Below are 20,035 nucleotides of genomic sequence, written 5' to 3' on the forward strand. Positions count from 1 at the left end.
TCAGCACTTAACCTTATTATTTTATGGCTTAAAAGCAGGAGAAAACCATGGGTTTTGGTGGTATTAGTATTTGGCAATTATTAATTGTACTTGCAATCATTGTACTTTTATTCGGTACAAAAAAACTACGCGGTATGGGTGGTGATTTAGGTGGCGCAGTTAAAGGCTTTAAAAAAGCTATGTCTGATGACCAAAATGCTGAAAAACAAGCTAGCGAAGATAAAACTGAACAGATCCAAAAATCATCAGAATCAACACCAATCGATTCAAGTACAACTAGCAAAACTAAAGATAACGACAAGGTTTAACTAGCATGGGAATGTGGGAGCTTGTTGTGGTATTTATTGTCGGCTTGGTAGTACTAGGGCCGGAACGCTTACCTGTTGCTATTAGAACCGTAAGCCGCTGGGTTAAAACAGCCAAAGCAATGGCTAACTCAGTAAAAGCTGAAGTGAGTGAAGAGCTTCGTGTAAACGAGCTACATGAAAACCTAAAAAAAGCAGAGCAACAAGGTCTTAAAGATTTAAGCCCTGACCTACAACACTCTGTTTCTGAGCTGCAACAAGCAGCGCAATCAGTTACTCACAGCTATAAAAAAAATCAAAGCCAAGCCACTAATAACCAAGCAACAGATGACTCTAAATAATTATGGCACTCTCTTTTTTCATGCGCTTAATGCAGGTATAGAAAACAATGACTGAAGAAGTAAAATCAGGATTTGTCGCTCATTTAATCGAGTTGCGTGACCGGTTGATAAAATCGCTATTGAGTATTTTAGTGATATTTATTGGTTTGGTTTACTTTGCAAACGATATTTATACGTTTGTAGCTGCTCCTCTAGTCGCTCATTTACCTAGTACTGCCACTATGATAGCAACGGATGTCACTGCGCCATTTTTTGCTCCCTTTAAACTAACCTTGTTTGTTGCTTTATTTGCGGCCATCCCTTGGATTTTACATCAAATTTGGGGATTTATAGCCCCAGGTTTATATCAGCACGAAAAGAAAATGCTGATGCCCATATTAGCTTCCAGTATTTTCTTATTTTATGGTGGCATTGCTTTTTGCTACTTTGTAGTACTGCCAATTATTTTAGGGTTTTTCACCAGTGCAGGTCCGCAAATGATGACGCTTGCGCCCGATATCAGTAGCTATTTAGGCTTTGTTCTTAAGCTATTTTTTGCTTTTGGCATTGCATTTGAAATTCCAGTGGCGATTATGTTGCTCTGTTGGAGCGGTGCAACAACCACACAAAGCCTAAAAGAAAAGCGCCCTTATATAGTGGTCGGCGTATTTGTAGTGGCGATGTTTTTAACGCCACCAGACGTTTTATCACAAACTCTATTAGCACTGCCTATGCTGCTGTTATTTGAGCTTGGCTTAATTTTAGCGAAATTTTATACCGCAAAACCACAACAAGAATCTGAGGAATAATATGAATAAGCACTTACTTTCTTTACTCGCTTTAGTTAGCGTACCGGTTTTAGCCGCAACTCCTATCAATGAACAAGCGTTGCAAGCCTGTAGTTTTACTGAAAATGACTTTAATCGCTTACTATGCTATGACAACACCATTGCCGGAAAATCACTCTCTCAATCAGCCCGTAAACAGCCAGAGCAACCTGCTCAAGCTAATGTAAAAGCTGACACGCCTACCGTAACAGCACCCGTGGCTATCAAAGAAAAAGAATTTGGTTTAGAACACAAAGAAATTACTGAAAATGGGGAAAAGTCTATTACATCAATGATTTCATCTGTTAAAAAAGCACCTTATGGTGAGCTAATTATTACTTTAGAGAATAATCAGCAGTGGCGTCAAATTGGTTCAGATAGCTTGAGATTAGATGAAGGCGATACCGTTATTATTAGCCGTGGGGTATTCAACTCTTTTTTACTTAAAAAAGCAGATCAAAACCGTTCAATTCGTGTAAAACGCACCCAGTAATGCAATACACCTTAATTGATGCTGGCGTAAATTTAACTAATCATCAATTTGATGGTCAGCATCAAGAAGTGCTCGCTCGGGCAAAAGAGGTCGGCGTTAAGCATATGCTAATTATTGGCTGCGATATCAGCTCCAGTGAAGAATCATTAGCACTTGCTGCACGCTATGGTCAATATGCTAGCGCAGGTATTCACCCTCATGATGCAAAAACAGCAACCTATGAACTTGAGCAACAACTCACTCAGCTAGCTCAACATGAGCAGGTTATTGCCATAGGTGAGTGCGGGCTAGATTATAATCGCGACTTTTCTCCAAGAGATGTGCAGCGTGATGTGTTTCGTCGTCAACTCGCATTAGCTGAAAAGCTAAACCTGCCCGTTTATTTGCATGAACGTGACGCCAGTGACGACATGCTTGCTATTTTAAATGAGTTTACTGTACGCGGTGTACTGCATTGTTTTACTGGTGATGCACAAGCACTCGCAGGTTACTTAAATTTGGGCCTTTATATTGGTATCACCGGCTGGGTATGTGACGAACGACGCGGCAAAGAATTACAACAACTGATCCCAAGCATTCCCATTGAGCGTTTATTAATTGAAACCGATGCACCCTTTTTAATCCCTCGCACTGTTAAACCTAAGCCAAAATCAAGACGTAATGAGCCAGCATTGCTGCATTATGTTTGTGACACGCTTGCTCAGCTTTATGGTATTCCTGCATGTGATGTTGCAAAGCATACGAGTGAAAACTTCAATCATTTGTTTGGAATAGAGAAAAAATAATGCGAACCTTTTGCGCTTTGCTGGTATTCACTATGGTGTTTTATGCATCCTGTTTTCCTGCAAATGCAATCGAGATAAATAGCGAATTTAATTCAAAAAAAATAGAAGGTATTCATTATTCGTTTGTTCCTGCCTCATTAGAAGATGCACGACAAAGCAATTTACAAGAATGGCTGCTACTTAATAATAAGCCACTTAATTTAGGCCTTGAGTCTCGGCCTGTGTGGATTCAATTTCAACTAAATAATTACCTTAATGAGCCAATAGAGCCAATCCTATCGTTCGACAACCCACTTCTGAACAATATTTACCTGTACCACTTTATAGGTGAGGAGCAACTAAAATCGGAACATATTGGTGATGCTCTGCCTTTATCTGATAGAGTGATTAGAAGTGAGTCTTTGCTGGTTAAATTAACTCTTCCCGCTAACAGCAAAACCACCGTTTACCTCAAAGTTAATAATAATGCGGGAATTGGGCTTCGCGTCCCTCTCACCTTATGGCAACAAGATGCATTATTAGCCCATAAAAGTATGATTAACCTGCTCTATGGATTGCTGATTGGATTTATTTTTTCACTGGCTATCAGTAGCATAGTTTTATTTGCTTTTTCACGTAAACATTATTTTGCTTATGCCGGTGTGATTACATTGATGCTTAGCCTGTTTTTAGCTTATATAGGTGGTTTTGGGCTTCGTTATGCTCCCTCAAGCATAGCAGGCTTGCAACAGTTAATGCTGCCTCTATTACTTATGCTGATCACAATACTGCTTCTACCCTTACAGCGGCATGTGTGCAAACCTAACGCCTCTAAGCTACTCAAGGGTCAAACTGCTATTACGACACTGTATGCGTTAATTATCGGTTTTATATGGTTATTACCTACTCCCAGTGTGACTTTATTTGCCATCTCAACTATACCTATAATTCTTATTTACCACGTGATAACTACATTACTTTATTTGCGCCAGCAACCGACAAACCCTAATAAAAGCTTATTAATTGCTCTTCTATTGTTTTTCATTATTGTGATTCATTTTGCCATTGCATTAACCGACCTTTATGCAGTGACTCGAACTAGCTTAATGATAACCTTTGCAGCGTCCTTAGGTTGCTCATTTTGTTTAAGTTATACCGTCATAAAGTTATTTATATTACAACGCGATGAACAAGTAACAGCGCAGCAAGCATTAATTGCACAAAACACAGCACAAGATGCGCTATTAAATGAGCGGATTGAATTACAAGAGCGCACCCGCCAAGAGCTTGAAAGCCAAGTAGATGAACGCACCTTTGAGTTACAAGTAACACTGAGGGAATTAGAAGATAAAAACCGCGAACTTGAACAACTCAATATGGAAGATGCCTTAACAGGCATTAAAAATAGGCGCTTTTTCGATAAAAAACTAATTATGGAAATTCGTCGTTCGCGCCGCGAACAAACGCCACTGAGCATTATTATGTTAGATATCGACAAATTTAAGTCAATTAACGATAACTATGGCCACTTAACCGGCGATCAAGTTATAAGGGCTGTGTCTGATACCATTAAACAACAGCTTAAGCGCCCACTAGATGAAGTAGCACGTTATGGTGGTGAAGAATTTGTCATTTTGCTACCTAATACTGATAACCAAGGTGCACTGGTCATTGCAGAACAGACACGCTTAGCAATAGCAAATAATAGTGTGAATGTAGCTGGTACTATTATCGACTTTACCATTAGTGCCGGTGTTTATACTCAAATTGCCGATGATATTCATAACCCTGAACTATTTACTGATTATGCCGATAAGGCACTCTATTTAGCAAAACAACATGGCCGCAATCAAGTGGTTAATTTTTCAATCCCACAGTAGGAGCGTATACTTATGGCCCAATCTGGACTAGACCTTTTCCCATATACTCGCATGCGTAGAATGCGCCGTAATGATTTCTCTCGTCGCCTTATGGCTGAAAATCAGCTGAGTGTTAATGATCTTATTTACCCGGTTTTTGTGCTTGAAGGCAAAAACCGTCGTGAAAGCATTGAATCGATGCCCGGTATTGAACGCTTATCAATTGATCTACTGATCGAAGAAGCTAAAGAATTAGTTGATTTAGGTGTGCCTGCGGTGGCTATCTTCCCTGTTACGCCTGCAGATAAAAAATCATTATATGCCGAAGAAGCGTATAACGATGATGGCTTAGTACAACGCACTGTTCGTGCTTTAAAAGAAGCCCTCCCTGAACTTGGGGTGATCACTGACGGGGCGCTCGATCCATTTACTACTCACGGGCAAGACGGCATTATTGATGACGAAGGCTATGTAATAAACGATGTAACCACTGAAATATTAGTTAAACAAGCATTATCACATGCAGCTGCAGGTGCCGATGTTGTTGCTCCATCAGATATGATGGATGGCCGTATTGGCGCAATCCGCGAAGCGCTCGAAGCGGATGGCTTTATTCACACTCGTATTATGGCTTACTCAGCTAAATACGCATCTAGCTACTATGGCCCATTTAGAGATGCCATAGGATCTGCTGGTAACTTAAAAGGCGCTGATAAAAAAACCTACCAAATGGATCCTGCTAACTCAGATGAAGCAATTCGCGAAGTCGCGCTTGACCTTCAGGAAGGCGCCGACATGGTAATGGTTAAACCTGGTATGCCATACCTTGATATTGTACGCCGTGTTAAAGATGAGTTTGGTGTACCAACATTTGCTTATCAGGTAAGTGGTGAATACGCGATGCATAAAGCCGCTATTGATAATGGCTGGCTGAGCGAAGAAGCTACTATTATGGAATCTTTATTAGCATTTAAACGCGCTGGCGCAGACGGCATCCTGACTTACTTTGCTAAGCAAGCTGCTCGCTATTTAAATAAATAATAACGACATATTGATATAAAAGGGCTTTATTGCCCTTTTGTATATTTAAAGGCAGCCCGTTTTTTATGCTGCGTTACTCTCATTTCTGGGAAGTAACCACACTACATAGACCCTTCCTTACCCAAAACTAAAAACACAACGTATTTTCAACCTCAAAAAATAAGCAAATCTCGACATTGTTAACATTCTGTATTCTATTTGTAATTATTTTTCATTACACTAAGCGTCCCATTTGGGGAAACAAAAACACGGGAAAAATAATAATGTTGAAAACAAAAATAACGCCATTGGCGCTTGTATTAGCAAGCCTCAGTGCACCCGCTACCGCTAACCTCGTTATATCTGAGTACGTAGAAGGCAGTAGCTATAATAAAGCAGTAGAACTATTTAATAATTCGACTACCCCTCTGTCATTAGATGGCTACACGCTAAGCCTCTATTCAAATGGCAATACAGATGCAAATAATACATTCGATTTAACTGGTGAACTTGCTGCAAACAGCACTTACGTCATTGTTAATGGGAATGCATCAGCAGAACTAAAAGAAAAAGCTGACCAACTCAGCGCCGTGACTAACTTTAATGGCGATGATGCGCTGGTACTTACTCAAGGCTCTGTGGTTATTGATAGCTTTGGCCAGCGCGGTGTAGACCCGGGTTCATTTTGGTCAGAAGGGGGCGTGAAAACACAAAATAAAACATTGCGCCGCAAAGAAACCGAGCTAAACGGACGCACTGATGCCGATGGCGCTTTTAATCCAAGTGAGCTATGGCTGCAATTTGATCAAGATGACTTTAGTGATTTAGGTATCTTTGCAGGGAATTCTTCACCTAACCCTGATCCAGACCCAGAACCTGAAGAGCCTTTATTATGTGGCGCTAATAAAACATTAATTAGCAGCATTCAAGGCGAAGGCGCAAGCAGCCCAATGGTTAACACTGTTGTTGAGTTTGAAGGTGTAGTAACAGCTGACTTCCAGGCTGATGATCAGCTCAAAGGCTTTTTTGTTAACTCACTAAGTTATGATGAAGATACAAACCCACTTACCTCTGAAGGGGTATTTGTTTACTTTACTAATACTGATGTTAATGTTGGTGACCACGTTCGCGTACGAGGTACTGTTGAAGAATATTTTGATGCCACCCAAATTGGCAATGTTAGTCAAGTTGCTATATGTGACACCGGTCTTTCAGCTTACCCGATTAAAATTACTTTACCCGTTACCGATCAAAGTGAATTAGAAGCGTTTGAAGGTATGCTGGTTACCTTAGAGCAACCACTTATTGTTACTAACAATTATGGTTTAGGTCGATATGGTGAACTAGAGCTTGCTACTGAACGCTTATACCAAGGTACTCAAGTTGCACTTCCTGGCGCGGCTGCGAATGCGGTTGAAGCGCAAAATATAAATAAAAAAATACTCTTAGATGATGGTTCAACTCGTCAAAACCGCGATCCTATCGCTTACCCTGTCCCAGGATTATCAGCAGAGAATACTCTACGCACAGGCGATACAGTAAATTCTGTAACAGGTGCGTTAGCTTATAGCTTTAGTACTTATCGCATTCACCCAACAACAACACCTCAGTTTATAGCAACCAATCCACGCACCGATGCACCAGAGTTAAACCCTGACGCTGATTTACGTGTTGCCAGCTTTAACGTACTTAACTACTTTAATGGCGATGGCCAAGGCGGTGGTTTTCCAACTAGCCGTGGTGCTGATTCAGAAGCCGAGTTAATTCGCCAACAAGCCAAGCTAGTCAGCGCTATTAGTGCTTTGCAAGCGGATGTGATTGGCTTAATGGAAATTGAAAATGACGGCTTTGGTGAATTCAGTGCTGTTGCAAGCTTAGTAAATGCACTTAATGACGCTGATAGTCAAAATCAGTATGCATTCGTGGATTTTGGTGTTGATAAAATCGGCACCGACGCTATCACGACTGCGCTTATTTACCGTGCTGATAAAGTGCAGCAAGTGGGTACTGCCGCAATCACTACCGATGCGCCTTTCGATTACAGCAACCGTGCACCAATTGCACAAAGCTTTAAATCTTTAGATACAGAAGAAGTCTTTACTGTTGCCGTAGCACACCTAAAATCTAAAGGTGGTTGTAGAAGTGCCACTGGCGGCAATGCAGATCAAGGTGACGGTCAAGCATGTTGGAATGAAATTCGAACTGCTGGCGCAAATGCATTTGCTGATTGGCTAAATGGCAAACCAACAGGAGTTGATGATGAAGATATCATTCTTGTTGGCGACATGAACGCGTATGCAATGGAAGATCCTATCCGCGCATTTGCTGATAAGGGCCTTAAAAATGTGGTTGCTGAGTTAGATGGCAACACCTTAGGTTATTCTTACAGCTTTTCTGGTCGTGCAGGAAGTTTAGATCACGCCCTAGCAAGCCCGAGCTTATTAAGTAAAGTAGTGAGCGCCAGTGATTGGCATATTAACGCCGATGAGCCTATTTCACTTGATTATAATGTTGAATTTAAATCTGACGCACAGCAATCAAGCTTGTATGCTCAAGGACCTTATAGAGCATCAGATCATGACCCTGTTATTGTCGATATTCGTTCAACGATTATCGCGCCACCTGAGCCAGAACCAGAGGTGATCACCGGTGAAATTGATAATATTCGCGGCTGGTTTTGGTGGAAAAACTACCGCATTGATATTCCTGAAGGTTATGACGAGCTAACTATTAGCCTAGACGGTGGATGGGGCGATGCAAACTTATTTGTTAGACACAAAAGAAGCCCGACTTTGTTTAGAAGTGACTGCGCATCAATTAGTAGAGGAAACGCAGAAAACTGTACATTTACCAATCCTAAATCGGGTAAATGGAAAGTCCGCGTAAATGGCTTTTTACCATTTGGCAATGTAAAACTCACTTATAAAGCAACCAAATATGCTGATTAACTTCGACTTCAATAACCGGTTCATGACTTAAAGTTGTTGCCAGTATCTACTTGAAGTAACTCAAAAGCCGCATTCGCGGCTTTTTTTATTTTATATACAAATGTAATTCAGACAGGCTTCAGCAAGCACTGCTTATTATCTATGCAAGCATTGACTTAGTACATATCTAACTCAAAGTAACTCTAACACTGTTTGTTTTTCGAAAAGTCAAAATGCGTTATAGCGGCTTGATTGAAAGTGATAAACAACTTGTCCTTCTAATCCATACCAAGAGCAACTGAGATAAACGTCAATCTTAGCAGTAAACATATTTTTTTATAAAGGATTCAAAATGAAAGCGCGCATTCACCTTATATCTACTTATCAAAGGGTTTTTAAAAAGCCTTTGTTTGGGATGTTGATGGTTTTTTCACTGTGGGGAACTAACAGCGCCATGGCTGCAACTTCACTTGAAGCCGCAATACCGCAGAGCAGTTTATTTGATGTGCTAAGTGCGCGAGCTAAAAAGCTTGCTGAACAAGATTACATTGCACCGAAAGAAATACAGTTAGATGCGCTTAATAGTATTGATTATCAAGACTACCGCTCAATCCGCTTTAAGCAAGGCCAATCGGTATGGAAAGATGAAGGGCTTTATGAGCTGCAATTATTTCACCCCGGTTTTTTATATAAAACGCCAGTAAAAATCAATATCGTTGATCAAAATGCAAAGCTTAGCCGCCTTCCATTTAGCACTGAGTTTTATCAATATGATGGAACAGCAGCACACCTAAAAGATGAAATAGCAAAAAGTATTGAAGGTACGCAGTTAGGGCATGCTGGTTTTAGATTACATTACCCATTAAATAACGATGACTATAAAGATGAGGTTATGGTATTTCAGGGCGCTTCTTATTTTCGCTTAGTTGGGCCTAACCAAGTTTATGGTTTATCTGCACGAGGACTGGCGATTGATACCGCACAAACATCTGGTGAAGAGTTTCCTTCATTCAAAGAATTCTGGTTAGTTAAACCAACACCCGAGCAAACTAATATTACTATTTTTGCTTTACTTGATAGTCCATCAGTAGCGGGAGCTTACAAGTTTGAGATAGACCCTAACACGCAGACAAGTGTTAGCGTCGACATGCAAATTTTTGCCCGTAAAGATGTTAAAAAGCTTGGTATAGCACCATTAACGAGTATGTTTTATCACGGTGAAAATAGTACCAAGTTTTTTGATGATTATCGCCCTGAAGTACACGACTCAGACGGTTTGCTCACGCAATCACAAGAAGGTAACTGGGTATGGCGTCCACTTAATAATCCATCCCAACTTAGCGTAACCTCTTTTTCATATGAAAATCCTAAAGGCTTTGGCCTTGCACAGCGTGACCGTGACTTTAATAACTACTTTGATATAGAAGCGCATTATCATGACCGCCCTAGCTTTTGGATAGAACCACAAGGTGAATGGGGGAATGGCCGTGTTGAGCTTGTTGAGATTCCAACAGATACTGAAACTAACGATAATATTGTAAGTTATTGGGTTCCTGAAAAGCCGTTCAAAGCAGGAGAAGCATTAAAGTTTAGTTACAAAATATCGACCTTTAATGATTATCTAAGCCAAAATAATTTGGCTAAAGTGGCTAGAACACGCATTGGCAGTGCAGCATTGCCTGGTGAAGATAACCCACCTCCAAAGAGTCATCGTCAGTTTACTGTTGACTTTACTGGCTCTGATATCAATCAATTATCTGAAAAATTAGTACTTAGCGCAGACTTGCAACTTACCACAGGTGAAGCGCGTGATATTACAGTGCAAAAGCTGCCAAAATCATTAGGCTGGCGAGTTGCCTTCAAAGTCGCCCCAGAAGACAGTAACCCTGTAGATATGCGTTTATCGCTAAAGCTACGTAACAAAGCAGTGAGCGAGGTATGGAGCTATGTTTGGTATCCAAATGACATCAAGTAAACAAAGTACTGGCACACCAATGCCTTTTAAAACACTTCGCGTATGGTTATTTGCTATAGCTGCTATTGGCCTCTCAGGCTATGGCATTTCAATTATGTTTGAAATTTTAAACTCAAATGGCATGACCTTGCTTGAGTATGCACTGCTTGCTTTGTTTTCTATTACCTTTGCTTGGATAGTCACCGCGTTTTGTAGTGGCTGCATTGGTTTTATACTACAGCTATTTCGTATAGATCCGCTCACGCTAAGAAGAATAAAACCGATCTCCATTAACAATGAAGCACTATCACAGCAAAAAACGGCTGTAGTTATGCCTATTTATAATGAAGACACCCATAGAGTTATTGCTGGTTTTGAAGTGAGCTTGCAATCGTTAAAAGCCACTGGGCAATTAAAACACTTTGATTTTTATTTACTGAGCGATACACAAGACGCAACTATTGCTAGTAATGAATTAAGCGCATGGCATGCTTTATGTGAACGCCTTGGCGATACAGCAAAACAAGTATTTTACCGTCGTCGTGAAGATAATAAACATCGTAAAGTAGGTAACTTAACTGATTTTTGCGAACGTTGGGGTAGCCAATACGAGCATATGATTGTATTGGATGCTGATAGTGTGATGACGGGTCAATGCATGCTAGAACTCACTACTAGCATGCTGAATAACCCACAAGCGGGATTGATTCAAACTATTCCTATTCCTGTGCGCCAAGATACTTTTTTTGGACGCTTTTTACAGTTTGCTTCGATTCTTTATAGTCCAATGTTAGCTACTGGCTCTGCTTTTTGGCAAACCGATAAAGCCAATTACTGGGGGCATAATGCCATCATTCGTGTTAGTGCGTTTATTGATTGCTGTGGCTTGCCAACACTCAAAGGTAAAGCCCCCTTTGGTGGAGAAATTTTAAGCCATGATTTTGTGGAAGCTTCTCTATTACATAGCGCAAATTGGGACGTATTATTACTTGCCGATATTGAAGGCAGTTATGAAGAGGTTCCCAGTAATATCTTAGATTATGCTGTACGAGACAGACGTTGGGTTCAGGGTAATATTCAACACCTAGGTTTACTTTCATCAGCAAAGCTAAAGCTAATGAGCAAACTGCACTTTTTACTAGGTGCAACAGCGTATATTTCATCTCTTATTTGGTTGTCTATGCTGGCATTAAGTACCATAGATGCGGTAACACGTGCTTTAAATAGTGATGTCTACTTTAATCGTGCCTATCAGTTATTTCCGACTTGGCAAATAGCCAAAACAGATCTCATTGACTCATTACTTTACCTAACAATTATTATTTTGTTATTACCTAAACTTATGGGCGTCATTGTTACTTTAGTGCACCGTAAACAGCGCTTTGGTGGTGCATTAAAGCTCATTTTAGGATCTATCATTGAAACCATTTTTGCTATTATTGTGGCACCATTGATGATGGTATTTCATGCGTACTTTGTAGTCTGTGTATTTTTAGGCAAAAAAGTAAAATGGGATGCTCAACCGCGTGAAGGTAGAATGGTGCCATGGAAAGAAGCGTTTGGTTATACATTGTTTTCTTCGCTTGTTGCCATTGTATGGGGTAGCGTTGCTTATTACTTTACACCGGTCTTTTTTTGGTGGTTATCTCCTATTTTATTAGGGCTCATCCTCGCTGCTCCTATTGTGCGTTACTCAAGTAGTATCAAGCTAGGCATTAAGCTAAGGCAGTGGGGCATTTTCCTCTGCCCGAGTGAAGTAGATAATGATGCAACATTAGCAGCTCTTAAAGTACACCTCAAAGAGATAGCCGTTCCACCTGTAGGGCGTTATTCAACAGCAACACCGCTGTTACCATTAGAACATAAAGTGACAATGCCTATTCAGAACTTTAGTAGTGAATCACATCGAAAGAAGTTTAAAGCACTCATCACAAAAACTGCAAATAAGCTAAGTTAATACCACTACAAATAAAAAAGGAGCAACCTTGTGTTGCTCCTTTTTTTTAGCTGCGTTTACCATTTTTTTTAACCATGCTCATTTAATACGACGGGCTTCATTATCTTTAAATCAATCATGCTTTATAAAAGTTAAACAATAAAAAACCCGCAGCAAGTGCGGGTTTTTTTAAAGAGTTAGAGTGCTAATTACTTAGCAGCGTTTTTCTCTTTTTCTGCAGCGATTACAGTATCAGCTACGTTTTGTGGACATGGCGCGTAGTGTGAGAACTCCATAGAGAACTGACCACGACCAGATGTCATTGTACGTAGTGAACCGATGTAACCGAACATTTCTGATAACGGTACGTCAGCTTTAATACGAACGCCAGTTAAACCAGCTTCTTGATTGCTTAACATACCACGACGACGGTTAAGGTCACCAATTACATCACCTACGTGATCTTCTGGTGTGAACACGTCAACTTTCATGATTGGCTCAAGAAGTTGTGCACCCGCTTTAGGGATAGACTGACGGAAAGCGCCTTTAGCAGCGATTTCGAAAGCAATTGCAGATGAATCCACGGCGTGGAAGCCACCGTCGAAAAGTTCAACTTCAACGTCAAGTACTGGGAAGCCAGCTAAAACACCTTCACCCATCATTGACTTGAAGCCTTTCTCAACTGCAGGCCAGAATTCTTTTGGTACGTTACCACCAACAACTGATGAAGAGAATGTAAAGCCAGAACCCACTTCGCCAGGCTTGATGCGGTAATCAATTTTACCGAACTGACCAGAACCACCAGATTGTTTCTTATGCGTGTAGCTATCTTCGATTTCACGAGTGATAGTTTCACGGTAAGCAACTTGAGGCTGACCAACGATAAGGTCTACGCCGTAAGTACGCTTAAGGATATCTACTTTGATATCTAAGTGAAGCTCACCCATACCTTTAAGGATAGTTTCGCCTGAATCTTCATCAGTCTCAACTTGGAAAGATGGATCTTCTGCAACCATTTTACCGATAGCAACACCCATTTTCTCATTACCGCCTTTATCTTTAGGCTGTACAGCAATCGAGATTACTGGAGTTGGGAATACCATTGGCTCAAGTGTTACTGGGTGCTTAGGATCACAAAGAGTGTGACCAGTTTGCACGTTCTTCATACCAACGATAGCGATGATATCGCCCGCTTGTGCTGCAGTCAGTTCTTTACGATCATCAGCTTGCATCTCAACCATACGGCCAACACGCTCAGTTTTACCAGTAAATGCATTAAGGATAGTGTCACCCTTGTTAAGCTTACCAGAGTAAATACGTACGAATGTTAACGCACCAAAGCGGTCATCCATGATTTTGAATGCTAACGCTTTGAAAGGTTCGTCTGCAGATACAATTGCGTGCTCGCCGTTTTCGTTACCTTCTTCATCCATAAGAGGTTGAGGATCAACTTCTGTAGGAGCTGGTAAGTAATCAACAACAGCATCAAGGATTAATTGCATACCTTTGTTTTTGAATGCAGAACCACAGTATGTAGGGAAGAACGCAAGGTCACGAGTACCTTTACGGATACAACGCTTGATATCTTCAACTGAAGGCATTTCACCTTCCATGTACGCTTCCATTAGGTCATCGTCTTGCTCTACAGCAGTTTCAACTAGGAACTCATGGTATTCATCAGTTTTTTCTACCATGTCTGCAGGAACGTCAACAATTGAGTAGTTCTCAGGAAGACCTGTCTCATCCCAAACATATGCTTGTTTGTTTAAAACGTCTACAACACCTACGAATTCGTCTTCAATACCAATTGGTAAAGTCATAACTAATGGAACAGCACCAAGTACTTTTTGTACTTGCTCAGTTACACGGTAAAAATCAGCACCCATACGGTCTAATTTATTTACGAAAATAATACGTGCAACACCTGATTCGTTCGCGTAGCGCCAGTTAGTTTCTGATTGTGGCTCAACACCACCAGAACCACAGAATACACCCACACCGCCATCTAATACTTTAAGTGAACGGTAAACTTCAACTGTGAAGTCAACGTGTCCAGGAGTATCGATAACGTTAAAACGGTGATCTTTCCAGAAACAGCTTACTGCCGCAGACTGGATAGTAATACCGCGCTCAGCTTCTTGCTCCATGAAATCGGTAGTAGACTCACCATCATGTGTCTCACCGCTTTTGTGGATTGTACCTGTAAGCTTTAGGATACGCTCAGTAGTTGTGGTTTTACCCGCATCAACGTGCGCGAAAATACCAATGTTTCTGTACTTCGATAAATCTGCCATTAATTTTACTCTTAATAAAGTCGATAAATTATTCGGCGGGAGTATAGCATTACTTAAAGCGAACATCACCATTGAAGTCGCTTAAAATGCAATCAATTTATAAAAAACTTGCTTTAAAGATATTTTGGGGTATGAGATGGGCTTGATAGGGGCCCGTTATAAACTGAATTTAAATGAATTAAGTGCTTAGTAAGTGCAATGCAGTGATGGCATGAAGCATATAAAATTATTTTGCTCCATGCCCATCATTAGTAAAATTACTCAAAAGTCATGGTTTTGACTTTGTCACAAATAACTAAATTACCCGCCGTTTTAGCTTTAATTTCATCAACACTTACACCGGGGGCGCGTTCTAATAAGTGAAAAGCGCCGTCTTTAATTTCTAATAAGGCTAGATCCGTAATTACTTTATTAATACAGGCAACACCGGTTAGTGGCAGACTACTTTTTCCCAGTAGCTTCGCTTCAGCTTATTTAATAGTAGCTATAAAGTAGTGTTTTCCCCGCAACATGAAATCCGTTTTACAGCCCTTACTTTAGTGCTATAAATGAACAAAAAATTAAAATAAGAATTATTTGCATTTGGGTATTGACAGTTATTTAGATCTAACTGATAATCAATCTCAACAAGAAGGAAGTACATTGCTTCTTGTGACGGTAAAGTTCATTTGTTTCTCGACCCTGAAACAACGTGTGGCTCACGTTAAAGCCAAGATTATCTGTTATTAATCACAACGCCCCTTGATATTGATTGCAGATAATCGTCTATTACTTACTTGCTACATTGCTCATATCGGTGACGGTTGATATGAAACTAAAAAGCCCTTACGGGCTTTTTTTATGCCTGTAATTTAATATACAATCAGCTCAAAGTTAATGAGAATTATTTGCATTAAGATATTGACAACCACTCAAATCTAACTGATAATCACTATCAACAAGAAGGCGGTACATTGCTTTTTGTGACTGAAAAATTCATTTGTTTCTCGACCCTAAAACAGACGTGTGGCGCACGCTAACAGCTATGGAAACCTGTTTTAAATCACAACGCCCCTTGCTGTTTATGACCTGTTTCCGCCCTACTCATTTACTTGCTACATTGCTCATATCGGTGACGGTAGATATGAAACTAAAAAAGCCCTTACGGGCTTTTTTTATGTCTGTAATTTAATGCGTAAGGCTTTAACCTACGCTTTAAAAATTAACGGCGGTTTTTTCGTGCACGTGCTCGGCGTTGTTTTTTCTCTTCTTCTTTGGCTTGCTTTTTAGCCTCTGCAGCAGCGCGCAATCCAGCCACCATTATTTCTTCCTCTTCACGCATGGTAGGTGTTTCCATGGTGATACGGCCAATAATACCATCTCGTAATTCATTAATTAGAATTTCTGACATTTTATACGTATCGATTTGGTTACCACCGCGAATACAGCCGCGTTTTTTACCCGCCATTTCAACAAACTCCCAATCACTTTCTGGTAGCTCATCTAACTTATAACGTGCTTTTAAAAGCTCAGGATAAGCATGCAATAAATACTCAGCGGTGTAACTTGCTACTTCTTCGTACTCAATAGCGGTATCACGTATCGCACCGGTTGCGCCTAAACGATAACCTGAGTTTTCGTTTTCTACTTTTGGCCACAGCATCCCTGGCGTATCGTAAAGCATAATGCCATCATCAAGCTTAATACGTTGCTGCGCCTTAGTTACTGCAGGCTCGTTACCTGTTTTAGCCACTATACGCCCAGCAAGCACATTAATAAGCGTAGATTTACCTACGTTTGGAATACCCATTATCATGGCTTTAATTTGCTTATCTGCACCAACTTTATGCGGCACTAACTTTTTACATAGCTCATTAATACGATGCACTTCAGCCGCTTTATCGTTACCAAATGCAATCGCTTTTACGCCATTTTCTTGCTCAAAGTAATCCTTCCACGCTTGAGTCATTTTAGGGTCAGCTAAATCGGCCTTATTCAAAATTTTGATGACCGGTTTACCTTCACGCAGGGTAGCCACCATCGGGTTTTCGCTACTGTAAGGAATGCGCGCATCTAGCACTTCAATGATCACATCCATTTGTGGCATTATTTCTTTAATTTCATTTCGGGCTTTATTCATGTGCCCAGGGAACCACTGTATTCCTGCTCTACTCATTTGATATGTAAACCTTTTATTTCAACCCATAACACCATGGGGTACTGTGTGGGGTACTGGGTGAGTAATTTCGATTTATCACCTCAACTAATACTTATAAGTTTACAGCATTTACTGGCTCTATTGCATAAGTTTATGGTTAAGCCATAATAAGAATCATATTTGATAAAAAAAGAATGTTGCATGGTTCATTTCTTTTTTAGTGGTCAATAAGATACCCCCCTAGATTTAGACTACTTGGCTAAGTTGTGTAGGTTAAGTAATGAATTTAGTGTTAATAACTTCCTTTGAAAGTTACTTTGAGTGCTCTATAGTTTGCTAACCACAAAGTACTTAATAGCCACAAAGAAAGCTTAAGGACTATTTCATCAGTATGCTAAAATGAACTTGATTTAGTAGCTAGAGATATAAATGAGCAATTCAAAAATATACTTCATACCTAAAATATGGTTCTTCGATATGGAGGGCACATTACTCCAAAAAGATTTCTCTTTAGATAATGGAAAAGTTGCTCCTAGCGCTTGGACTGTTTTAGCTAAGTTAATTAGTGAGGAGTGTTACTTAGAAGAAGAGTTGTCAAAAGATCGCTGGAACGCTGGTGAATATAATGGCTACTTAGACTGGATGAAAGATACAATTCGTATTCAACAAAAGCATGGTCTTAAGAAATGGCATGTAGATGAAATTGTAAAATCAGCAAAGTTACATAATGGTGCACATGAGCTAATAACATCAATAAAAGCGACTAATGCCAAGGTTGTATTAATTAGTGGTGGAATAAAGGCTTTAGCCGATAAAGTACAACGAGAGCTAAAGATAGATCATGCTTTTAGTGCATGTGAGTACTTTTTCGATGACTGCGGTAACCTAGATTTTTATAACCTTTTACCTACAGACAACGAAGGTAAAGCAAGCTTTATGCAACAGATTGCAAAAGAGTATGGTGTTAACGCTTCTGAATGTGCGTTTGTTGGTGATGGAAAAAATGATAAATTTCTTGCTCGCGTAGTTGGTCTATCTGTTGCATTTAATGCACAAAAAGAACTGATTGAATTAAGTGATTTTTCGATTGTTCAAAGCCAAGGCCAAGAAGACTTGTCAGAAATTAAAAGCCTTCCTTTTTTCTTTCAGCAATAAAGAGTGCCTTTAACTATTAGGCTTAGTCTTTTTTAATTTTTCTAATTCTTTTCTTACTTCTTTTAATTCAGTTTGAACATTTTCTAATTTAGAATCAAAATCATGATAGAAATAATTTCTGGCATCTGCAGCAAGTGGTGGAATAATTACAGCAAATAAAGTTGCTACTAATGCAAATATAGAAGCATGTAGAGCAGCCCTTGATAAAAAAGTCTTATTTAGCTGATATTGTATTGTTTTTTGAAGCTTCTCTCTGCCCAAAAAGCTTTTAGGTAAAATTCGAAAGTACTTTTTCTGATCGGAAATATATTTATGATAGAGATATTTTTTTTTCCTTACACTTTAAGTAATCATTCGGGTCAAAATCAATCTTATGAAAAACAACTCTAAAAAAGTATCTCTCAGTTAAAGGTAGCTCTCGTCCTAGCAGGATACTTTCTTTAGAAAAGTTAGTGACATATGTAGAAATTGGACCGTTAAAACCGCTATCAACAATCCCTGTGTTAAATGCCAGTAAACCTTGTGAAGACAATCTATTTTTTAAAAAAACATAAGCTACGTAGCCTGGTTTCACATCAATTACTTGCTCCGAAATCAAGCAAGCCATCTCTTGAGACTCAAGTGTATATCTATCACACTCAGAAATTTTATCTCTATCATTTTTATAAAGTATAGATCGTACATCTAGGTCGATACTACTCTTACCTTCATAATCTTCTGGATTTAGTTCACAATCATCCCTATCTTTGACCAATCCCTTTTTAATAGCATTTTTTGGGGATAGCTGCATTTTATAAATCCTTTTTTTGATTTTTATTATATAAATCAATTACTTTCAATGGGCATTCATATAAGCAATTAATATCACCGTAGTCGGCAAGCAAGTCTTCATCTTTAATTACTCGATGACTAGGTTCAGCCATATGTGCAGACTCAGTTGGTCCCTTGTTACCAGGGAATATGAACATATTAGAGACATTGTTATCAGGGTATATTGATTTCACTGCTTTTGCGTAAAAGAACTGCTTGACTAAATCTGGCCAACCTGGCGCTGTTTCTAAACTTTTCGCAGCGTAATATTTAGCATCAATAACCGTAAAATCACCTGTTTCGGGATCTCTAAGAACTATATCGGTTCTTTGCCCTTTCCTACTCGCTAACTTCAACTCACCATTTATTTTATATACTGGCTTAGCTAGCTTTTTATTAATAGGAAAAACATTTTTAAGCGTTTTTAATAGCATATGCTCCCACATACCCTCAAACCTTTTCACGCCAATAGAAAAATCACTTTTTTGTGACATGCTTTCTAATTTAAGGTAGCTAATTAATTGTTTAATCAAATAGATATCACGGTCAGAGTAAGCGCGTGTTAACTCATTGTTTAGGTGATAAATCTTCGTATCATTATCCATTAATGAGGTAGGAACATCGATAAGCTGCTTAGTTATAGCTCCATCATCATCGTTAATTAACCAGCCGACTTTTTGATCTAACTTACGTAAAACCTCCGCATGAATTTTCGCGGTCTCACAGTTGGAATATACTCGCTTGACAGAACCTGCTAATTCCAAGTAAATAGGACTATCACCAGACGTATACGGTATAGATTGCTTAATCGTACGGCTCCAATCCACTTTCCCTGAGTTTACTTTCCTTTCAGATACTCGACGTGTAAAAAGACCGTTGTTGAAGTAGTCTTCAAATAAAGCAAATATTAAACCTAGGTACTCTTGCCCATGAATACCTTCATCAACTAATTCATCAGCATTTATAGCATTGTCTTTATAATCTAAATAACGTTTGAGTGCTTTCAGTAAAGTTGCACATACCTTCTTCGAGCTTGATTCATCGATTTCTTCATGACCACTGTTTCGGGGAAGAAATACAGCAATTTGATCGTCAAAGTTAATTAATCCGCAAAACATAACTTTTTGTCCATTACCGTAAAGTAGCCCCTGCTTATTCAAATTTTGAACTAGCTTCTTGGGCATAGCTTTAACAATGTTTTGCCTATCTTCAAATAGATGTAATTTACGCATTT

At 39.5% G+C, this 20,035-nt stretch carries 16 protein-coding genes and 1 pseudogene; 11 read left to right on the forward strand and 6 right to left on the reverse strand.

Annotation, left to right across the window (positions count from 1 at the left end):
• Positions 1-47 precede the first annotated feature (47 nt).
• The 10 genes from tatA to mdoH all read left to right on the forward strand — a co-directional run bounded on the left by tatA (position 48) and on the right by mdoH (position 12,426).
• Positions 48-308 carry a Sec-independent protein translocase subunit TatA gene (tatA, locus tag ACNSN2_RS14360; RefSeq protein ID WP_008108546.1) on the forward strand — a complete coding sequence of 87 codons (261 nt, stop codon included), beginning with the start codon at positions 48-50 and terminating at the stop codon, positions 306-308.
• Positions 309-313: 5 nt separating this feature from the next.
• A complete protein-coding gene (gene tatB / locus ACNSN2_RS14365) occupies positions 314-646 on the forward strand; it encodes a Sec-independent protein translocase protein TatB (protein ID WP_008108547.1) in 333 nt (110 codons plus the stop codon).
• Between the two features lie 47 nt (positions 647-693).
• Positions 694-1,434, forward strand: a complete 741-nt coding sequence (tatC, locus tag ACNSN2_RS14370; protein ID WP_008108549.1) for a twin-arginine translocase subunit TatC — start codon at positions 694-696, stop codon at positions 1,432-1,434.
• Position 1,435: 1 nt separating this feature from the next.
• Positions 1,436-1,945, forward strand: a complete 510-nt coding sequence (locus ACNSN2_RS14375; RefSeq protein WP_418607842.1) for a hypothetical protein — start codon at positions 1,436-1,438, stop codon at positions 1,943-1,945.
• The gene (locus tag ACNSN2_RS14380) at positions 1,945-2,730 is read left to right on the forward strand and encodes a TatD family hydrolase (protein WP_138596595.1); all 786 of its coding nucleotides are present in this window, start codon (positions 1,945-1,947) and stop codon (positions 2,728-2,730) included. Before ACNSN2_RS14375 ends, ACNSN2_RS14380 begins: the two co-directional genes overlap by 1 nt.
• Positions 2,730-4,589 (forward strand): diguanylate cyclase, encoded by a 1,860-nt coding sequence (locus ACNSN2_RS14385; RefSeq protein WP_418607844.1) that lies wholly within the window; start codon positions 2,730-2,732, stop codon positions 4,587-4,589. The genes ACNSN2_RS14380 and ACNSN2_RS14385 overlap by 1 nt, the downstream gene beginning before the upstream one ends.
• A gap of 12 nt (positions 4,590-4,601) precedes the next feature.
• Positions 4,602-5,609 carry a porphobilinogen synthase gene (gene hemB / locus ACNSN2_RS14390; RefSeq protein ID WP_138596591.1) on the forward strand — a complete coding sequence of 336 codons (1,008 nt, stop codon included), beginning with the start codon at positions 4,602-4,604 and terminating at the stop codon, positions 5,607-5,609.
• 263 nt (positions 5,610-5,872) lie between these two features.
• The gene (locus ACNSN2_RS14395) at positions 5,873-8,536 is read left to right on the forward strand and encodes an ExeM/NucH family extracellular endonuclease (RefSeq protein ID WP_418607846.1); all 2,664 of its coding nucleotides are present in this window, start codon (positions 5,873-5,875) and stop codon (positions 8,534-8,536) included.
• Between the two features lie 331 nt (positions 8,537-8,867).
• Positions 8,868-10,490, forward strand: a complete 1,623-nt coding sequence (locus ACNSN2_RS14400; protein WP_418607848.1) for a glucan biosynthesis protein G — start codon at positions 8,868-8,870, stop codon at positions 10,488-10,490.
• A complete protein-coding gene (gene mdoH / locus ACNSN2_RS14405) occupies positions 10,462-12,426 on the forward strand; it encodes a glucans biosynthesis glucosyltransferase MdoH (RefSeq protein WP_418607850.1) in 1,965 nt (654 codons plus the stop codon). The genes ACNSN2_RS14400 and mdoH overlap by 29 nt, the downstream gene beginning before the upstream one ends.
• A gap of 188 nt (positions 12,427-12,614) precedes the next feature.
• On the opposite strand, the gene fusA is transcribed toward mdoH, so the two are convergent.
• The 3 genes and pseudogenes from fusA to ylqF form a co-directional block, all read right to left on the reverse strand.
• Positions 12,615-14,699 (reverse strand): elongation factor G, encoded by a 2,085-nt coding sequence (gene fusA / locus ACNSN2_RS14410; RefSeq protein WP_054202747.1) that lies wholly within the window; start codon positions 14,697-14,699, stop codon positions 12,615-12,617.
• A gap of 257 nt (positions 14,700-14,956) precedes the next feature.
• Positions 14,957-15,166, reverse strand: a pseudogene (locus ACNSN2_RS14415) (succinyl-CoA--3-ketoacid-CoA transferase); the annotation flags it as partial.
• A 734-nt stretch (positions 15,167-15,900) separates the two neighbouring features.
• Positions 15,901-16,854, reverse strand: coding sequence for a ribosome biogenesis GTPase YlqF (gene ylqF, locus ACNSN2_RS14420; RefSeq protein ID WP_138561417.1), 954 nt, complete (start codon positions 16,852-16,854; stop codon positions 15,901-15,903).
• Between the two features lie 459 nt (positions 16,855-17,313).
• Between ylqF and ACNSN2_RS14425 the strand changes: the two genes are divergently transcribed.
• Complete coding sequence (locus tag ACNSN2_RS14425; RefSeq protein ID WP_418607852.1) at positions 17,314-17,991, forward strand: HAD family hydrolase; 678 nt, start codon at positions 17,314-17,316, stop codon at positions 17,989-17,991.
• Positions 17,992-18,000: 9 nt separating this feature from the next.
• Here ACNSN2_RS14425 and ACNSN2_RS14430 read toward each other — a convergent pair whose 3' ends face one another.
• From ACNSN2_RS14430 to ACNSN2_RS14440, 3 genes are read right to left on the reverse strand one after another with little or no spacing between them, the layout of a single operon-like run.
• Complete coding sequence (locus tag ACNSN2_RS14430) at positions 18,001-18,252, reverse strand: hypothetical protein (RefSeq protein ID WP_418607854.1); 252 nt, start codon at positions 18,250-18,252, stop codon at positions 18,001-18,003.
• Between the two features lie 49 nt (positions 18,253-18,301).
• Positions 18,302-18,781 (reverse strand): hypothetical protein, encoded by a 480-nt coding sequence (locus ACNSN2_RS14435; protein ID WP_418607856.1) that lies wholly within the window; start codon positions 18,779-18,781, stop codon positions 18,302-18,304.
• Position 18,782: 1 nt separating this feature from the next.
• A complete protein-coding gene (locus tag ACNSN2_RS14440) occupies positions 18,783-20,033 on the reverse strand; it encodes an LlaJI family restriction endonuclease (protein ID WP_418607857.1) in 1,251 nt (416 codons plus the stop codon).
• Positions 20,034-20,035 lie beyond the last annotated feature (2 nt).

The sequence above is a fragment of the Pseudoalteromonas sp. US3C1013 genome, assembly GCF_048401115.1.
GTDB lineage: Bacteria > Pseudomonadota > Gammaproteobacteria > Enterobacterales > Alteromonadaceae > Pseudoalteromonas > Pseudoalteromonas undina.

Coding starts and splice junctions, on each gene's coding strand:
- tatA (WP_008108546.1), top strand. CDS start 48: ATGGGTTTTGGTGGTATTAGTATTTGGCAATTATTAATTGTACTTGCA.
- tatB (WP_008108547.1), top strand. CDS start 314: ATGGGAATGTGGGAGCTTGTTGTGGTATTTATTGTCGGCTTGGTAGTA.
- tatC (WP_008108549.1), top strand. CDS start 694: ATGACTGAAGAAGTAAAATCAGGATTTGTCGCTCATTTAATCGAGTTG.
- ACNSN2_RS14375 (WP_418607842.1), top strand. CDS start 1,436: ATGAATAAGCACTTACTTTCTTTACTCGCTTTAGTTAGCGTACCGGTT.
- ACNSN2_RS14380 (WP_138596595.1), top strand. CDS start 1,945: ATGCAATACACCTTAATTGATGCTGGCGTAAATTTAACTAATCATCAA.
- ACNSN2_RS14385 (WP_418607844.1), top strand. CDS start 2,730: ATGCGAACCTTTTGCGCTTTGCTGGTATTCACTATGGTGTTTTATGCA.
- hemB (WP_138596591.1), top strand. CDS start 4,602: ATGGCCCAATCTGGACTAGACCTTTTCCCATATACTCGCATGCGTAGA.
- ACNSN2_RS14395 (WP_418607846.1), top strand. CDS start 5,873: ATGTTGAAAACAAAAATAACGCCATTGGCGCTTGTATTAGCAAGCCTC.
- ACNSN2_RS14400 (WP_418607848.1), top strand. CDS start 8,868: ATGAAAGCGCGCATTCACCTTATATCTACTTATCAAAGGGTTTTTAAA.
- mdoH (WP_418607850.1), top strand. CDS start 10,462: ATGTTTGGTATCCAAATGACATCAAGTAAACAAAGTACTGGCACACCA.
- fusA (WP_054202747.1), bottom strand. CDS start 14,699: ATGGCAGATTTATCGAAGTACAGAAACATTGGTATTTTCGCGCACGTT.
- ylqF (WP_138561417.1), bottom strand. CDS start 16,854: ATGAGTAGAGCAGGAATACAGTGGTTCCCTGGGCACATGAATAAAGCC.
- ACNSN2_RS14425 (WP_418607852.1), top strand. CDS start 17,314: ATGGAGGGCACATTACTCCAAAAAGATTTCTCTTTAGATAATGGAAAA.
- ACNSN2_RS14435 (WP_418607856.1), bottom strand. CDS start 18,781: ATGCAGCTATCCCCAAAAAATGCTATTAAAAAGGGATTGGTCAAAGAT.
- ACNSN2_RS14440 (WP_418607857.1), bottom strand. CDS start 20,033: ATGCGTAAATTACATCTATTTGAAGATAGGCAAAACATTGTTAAAGCT.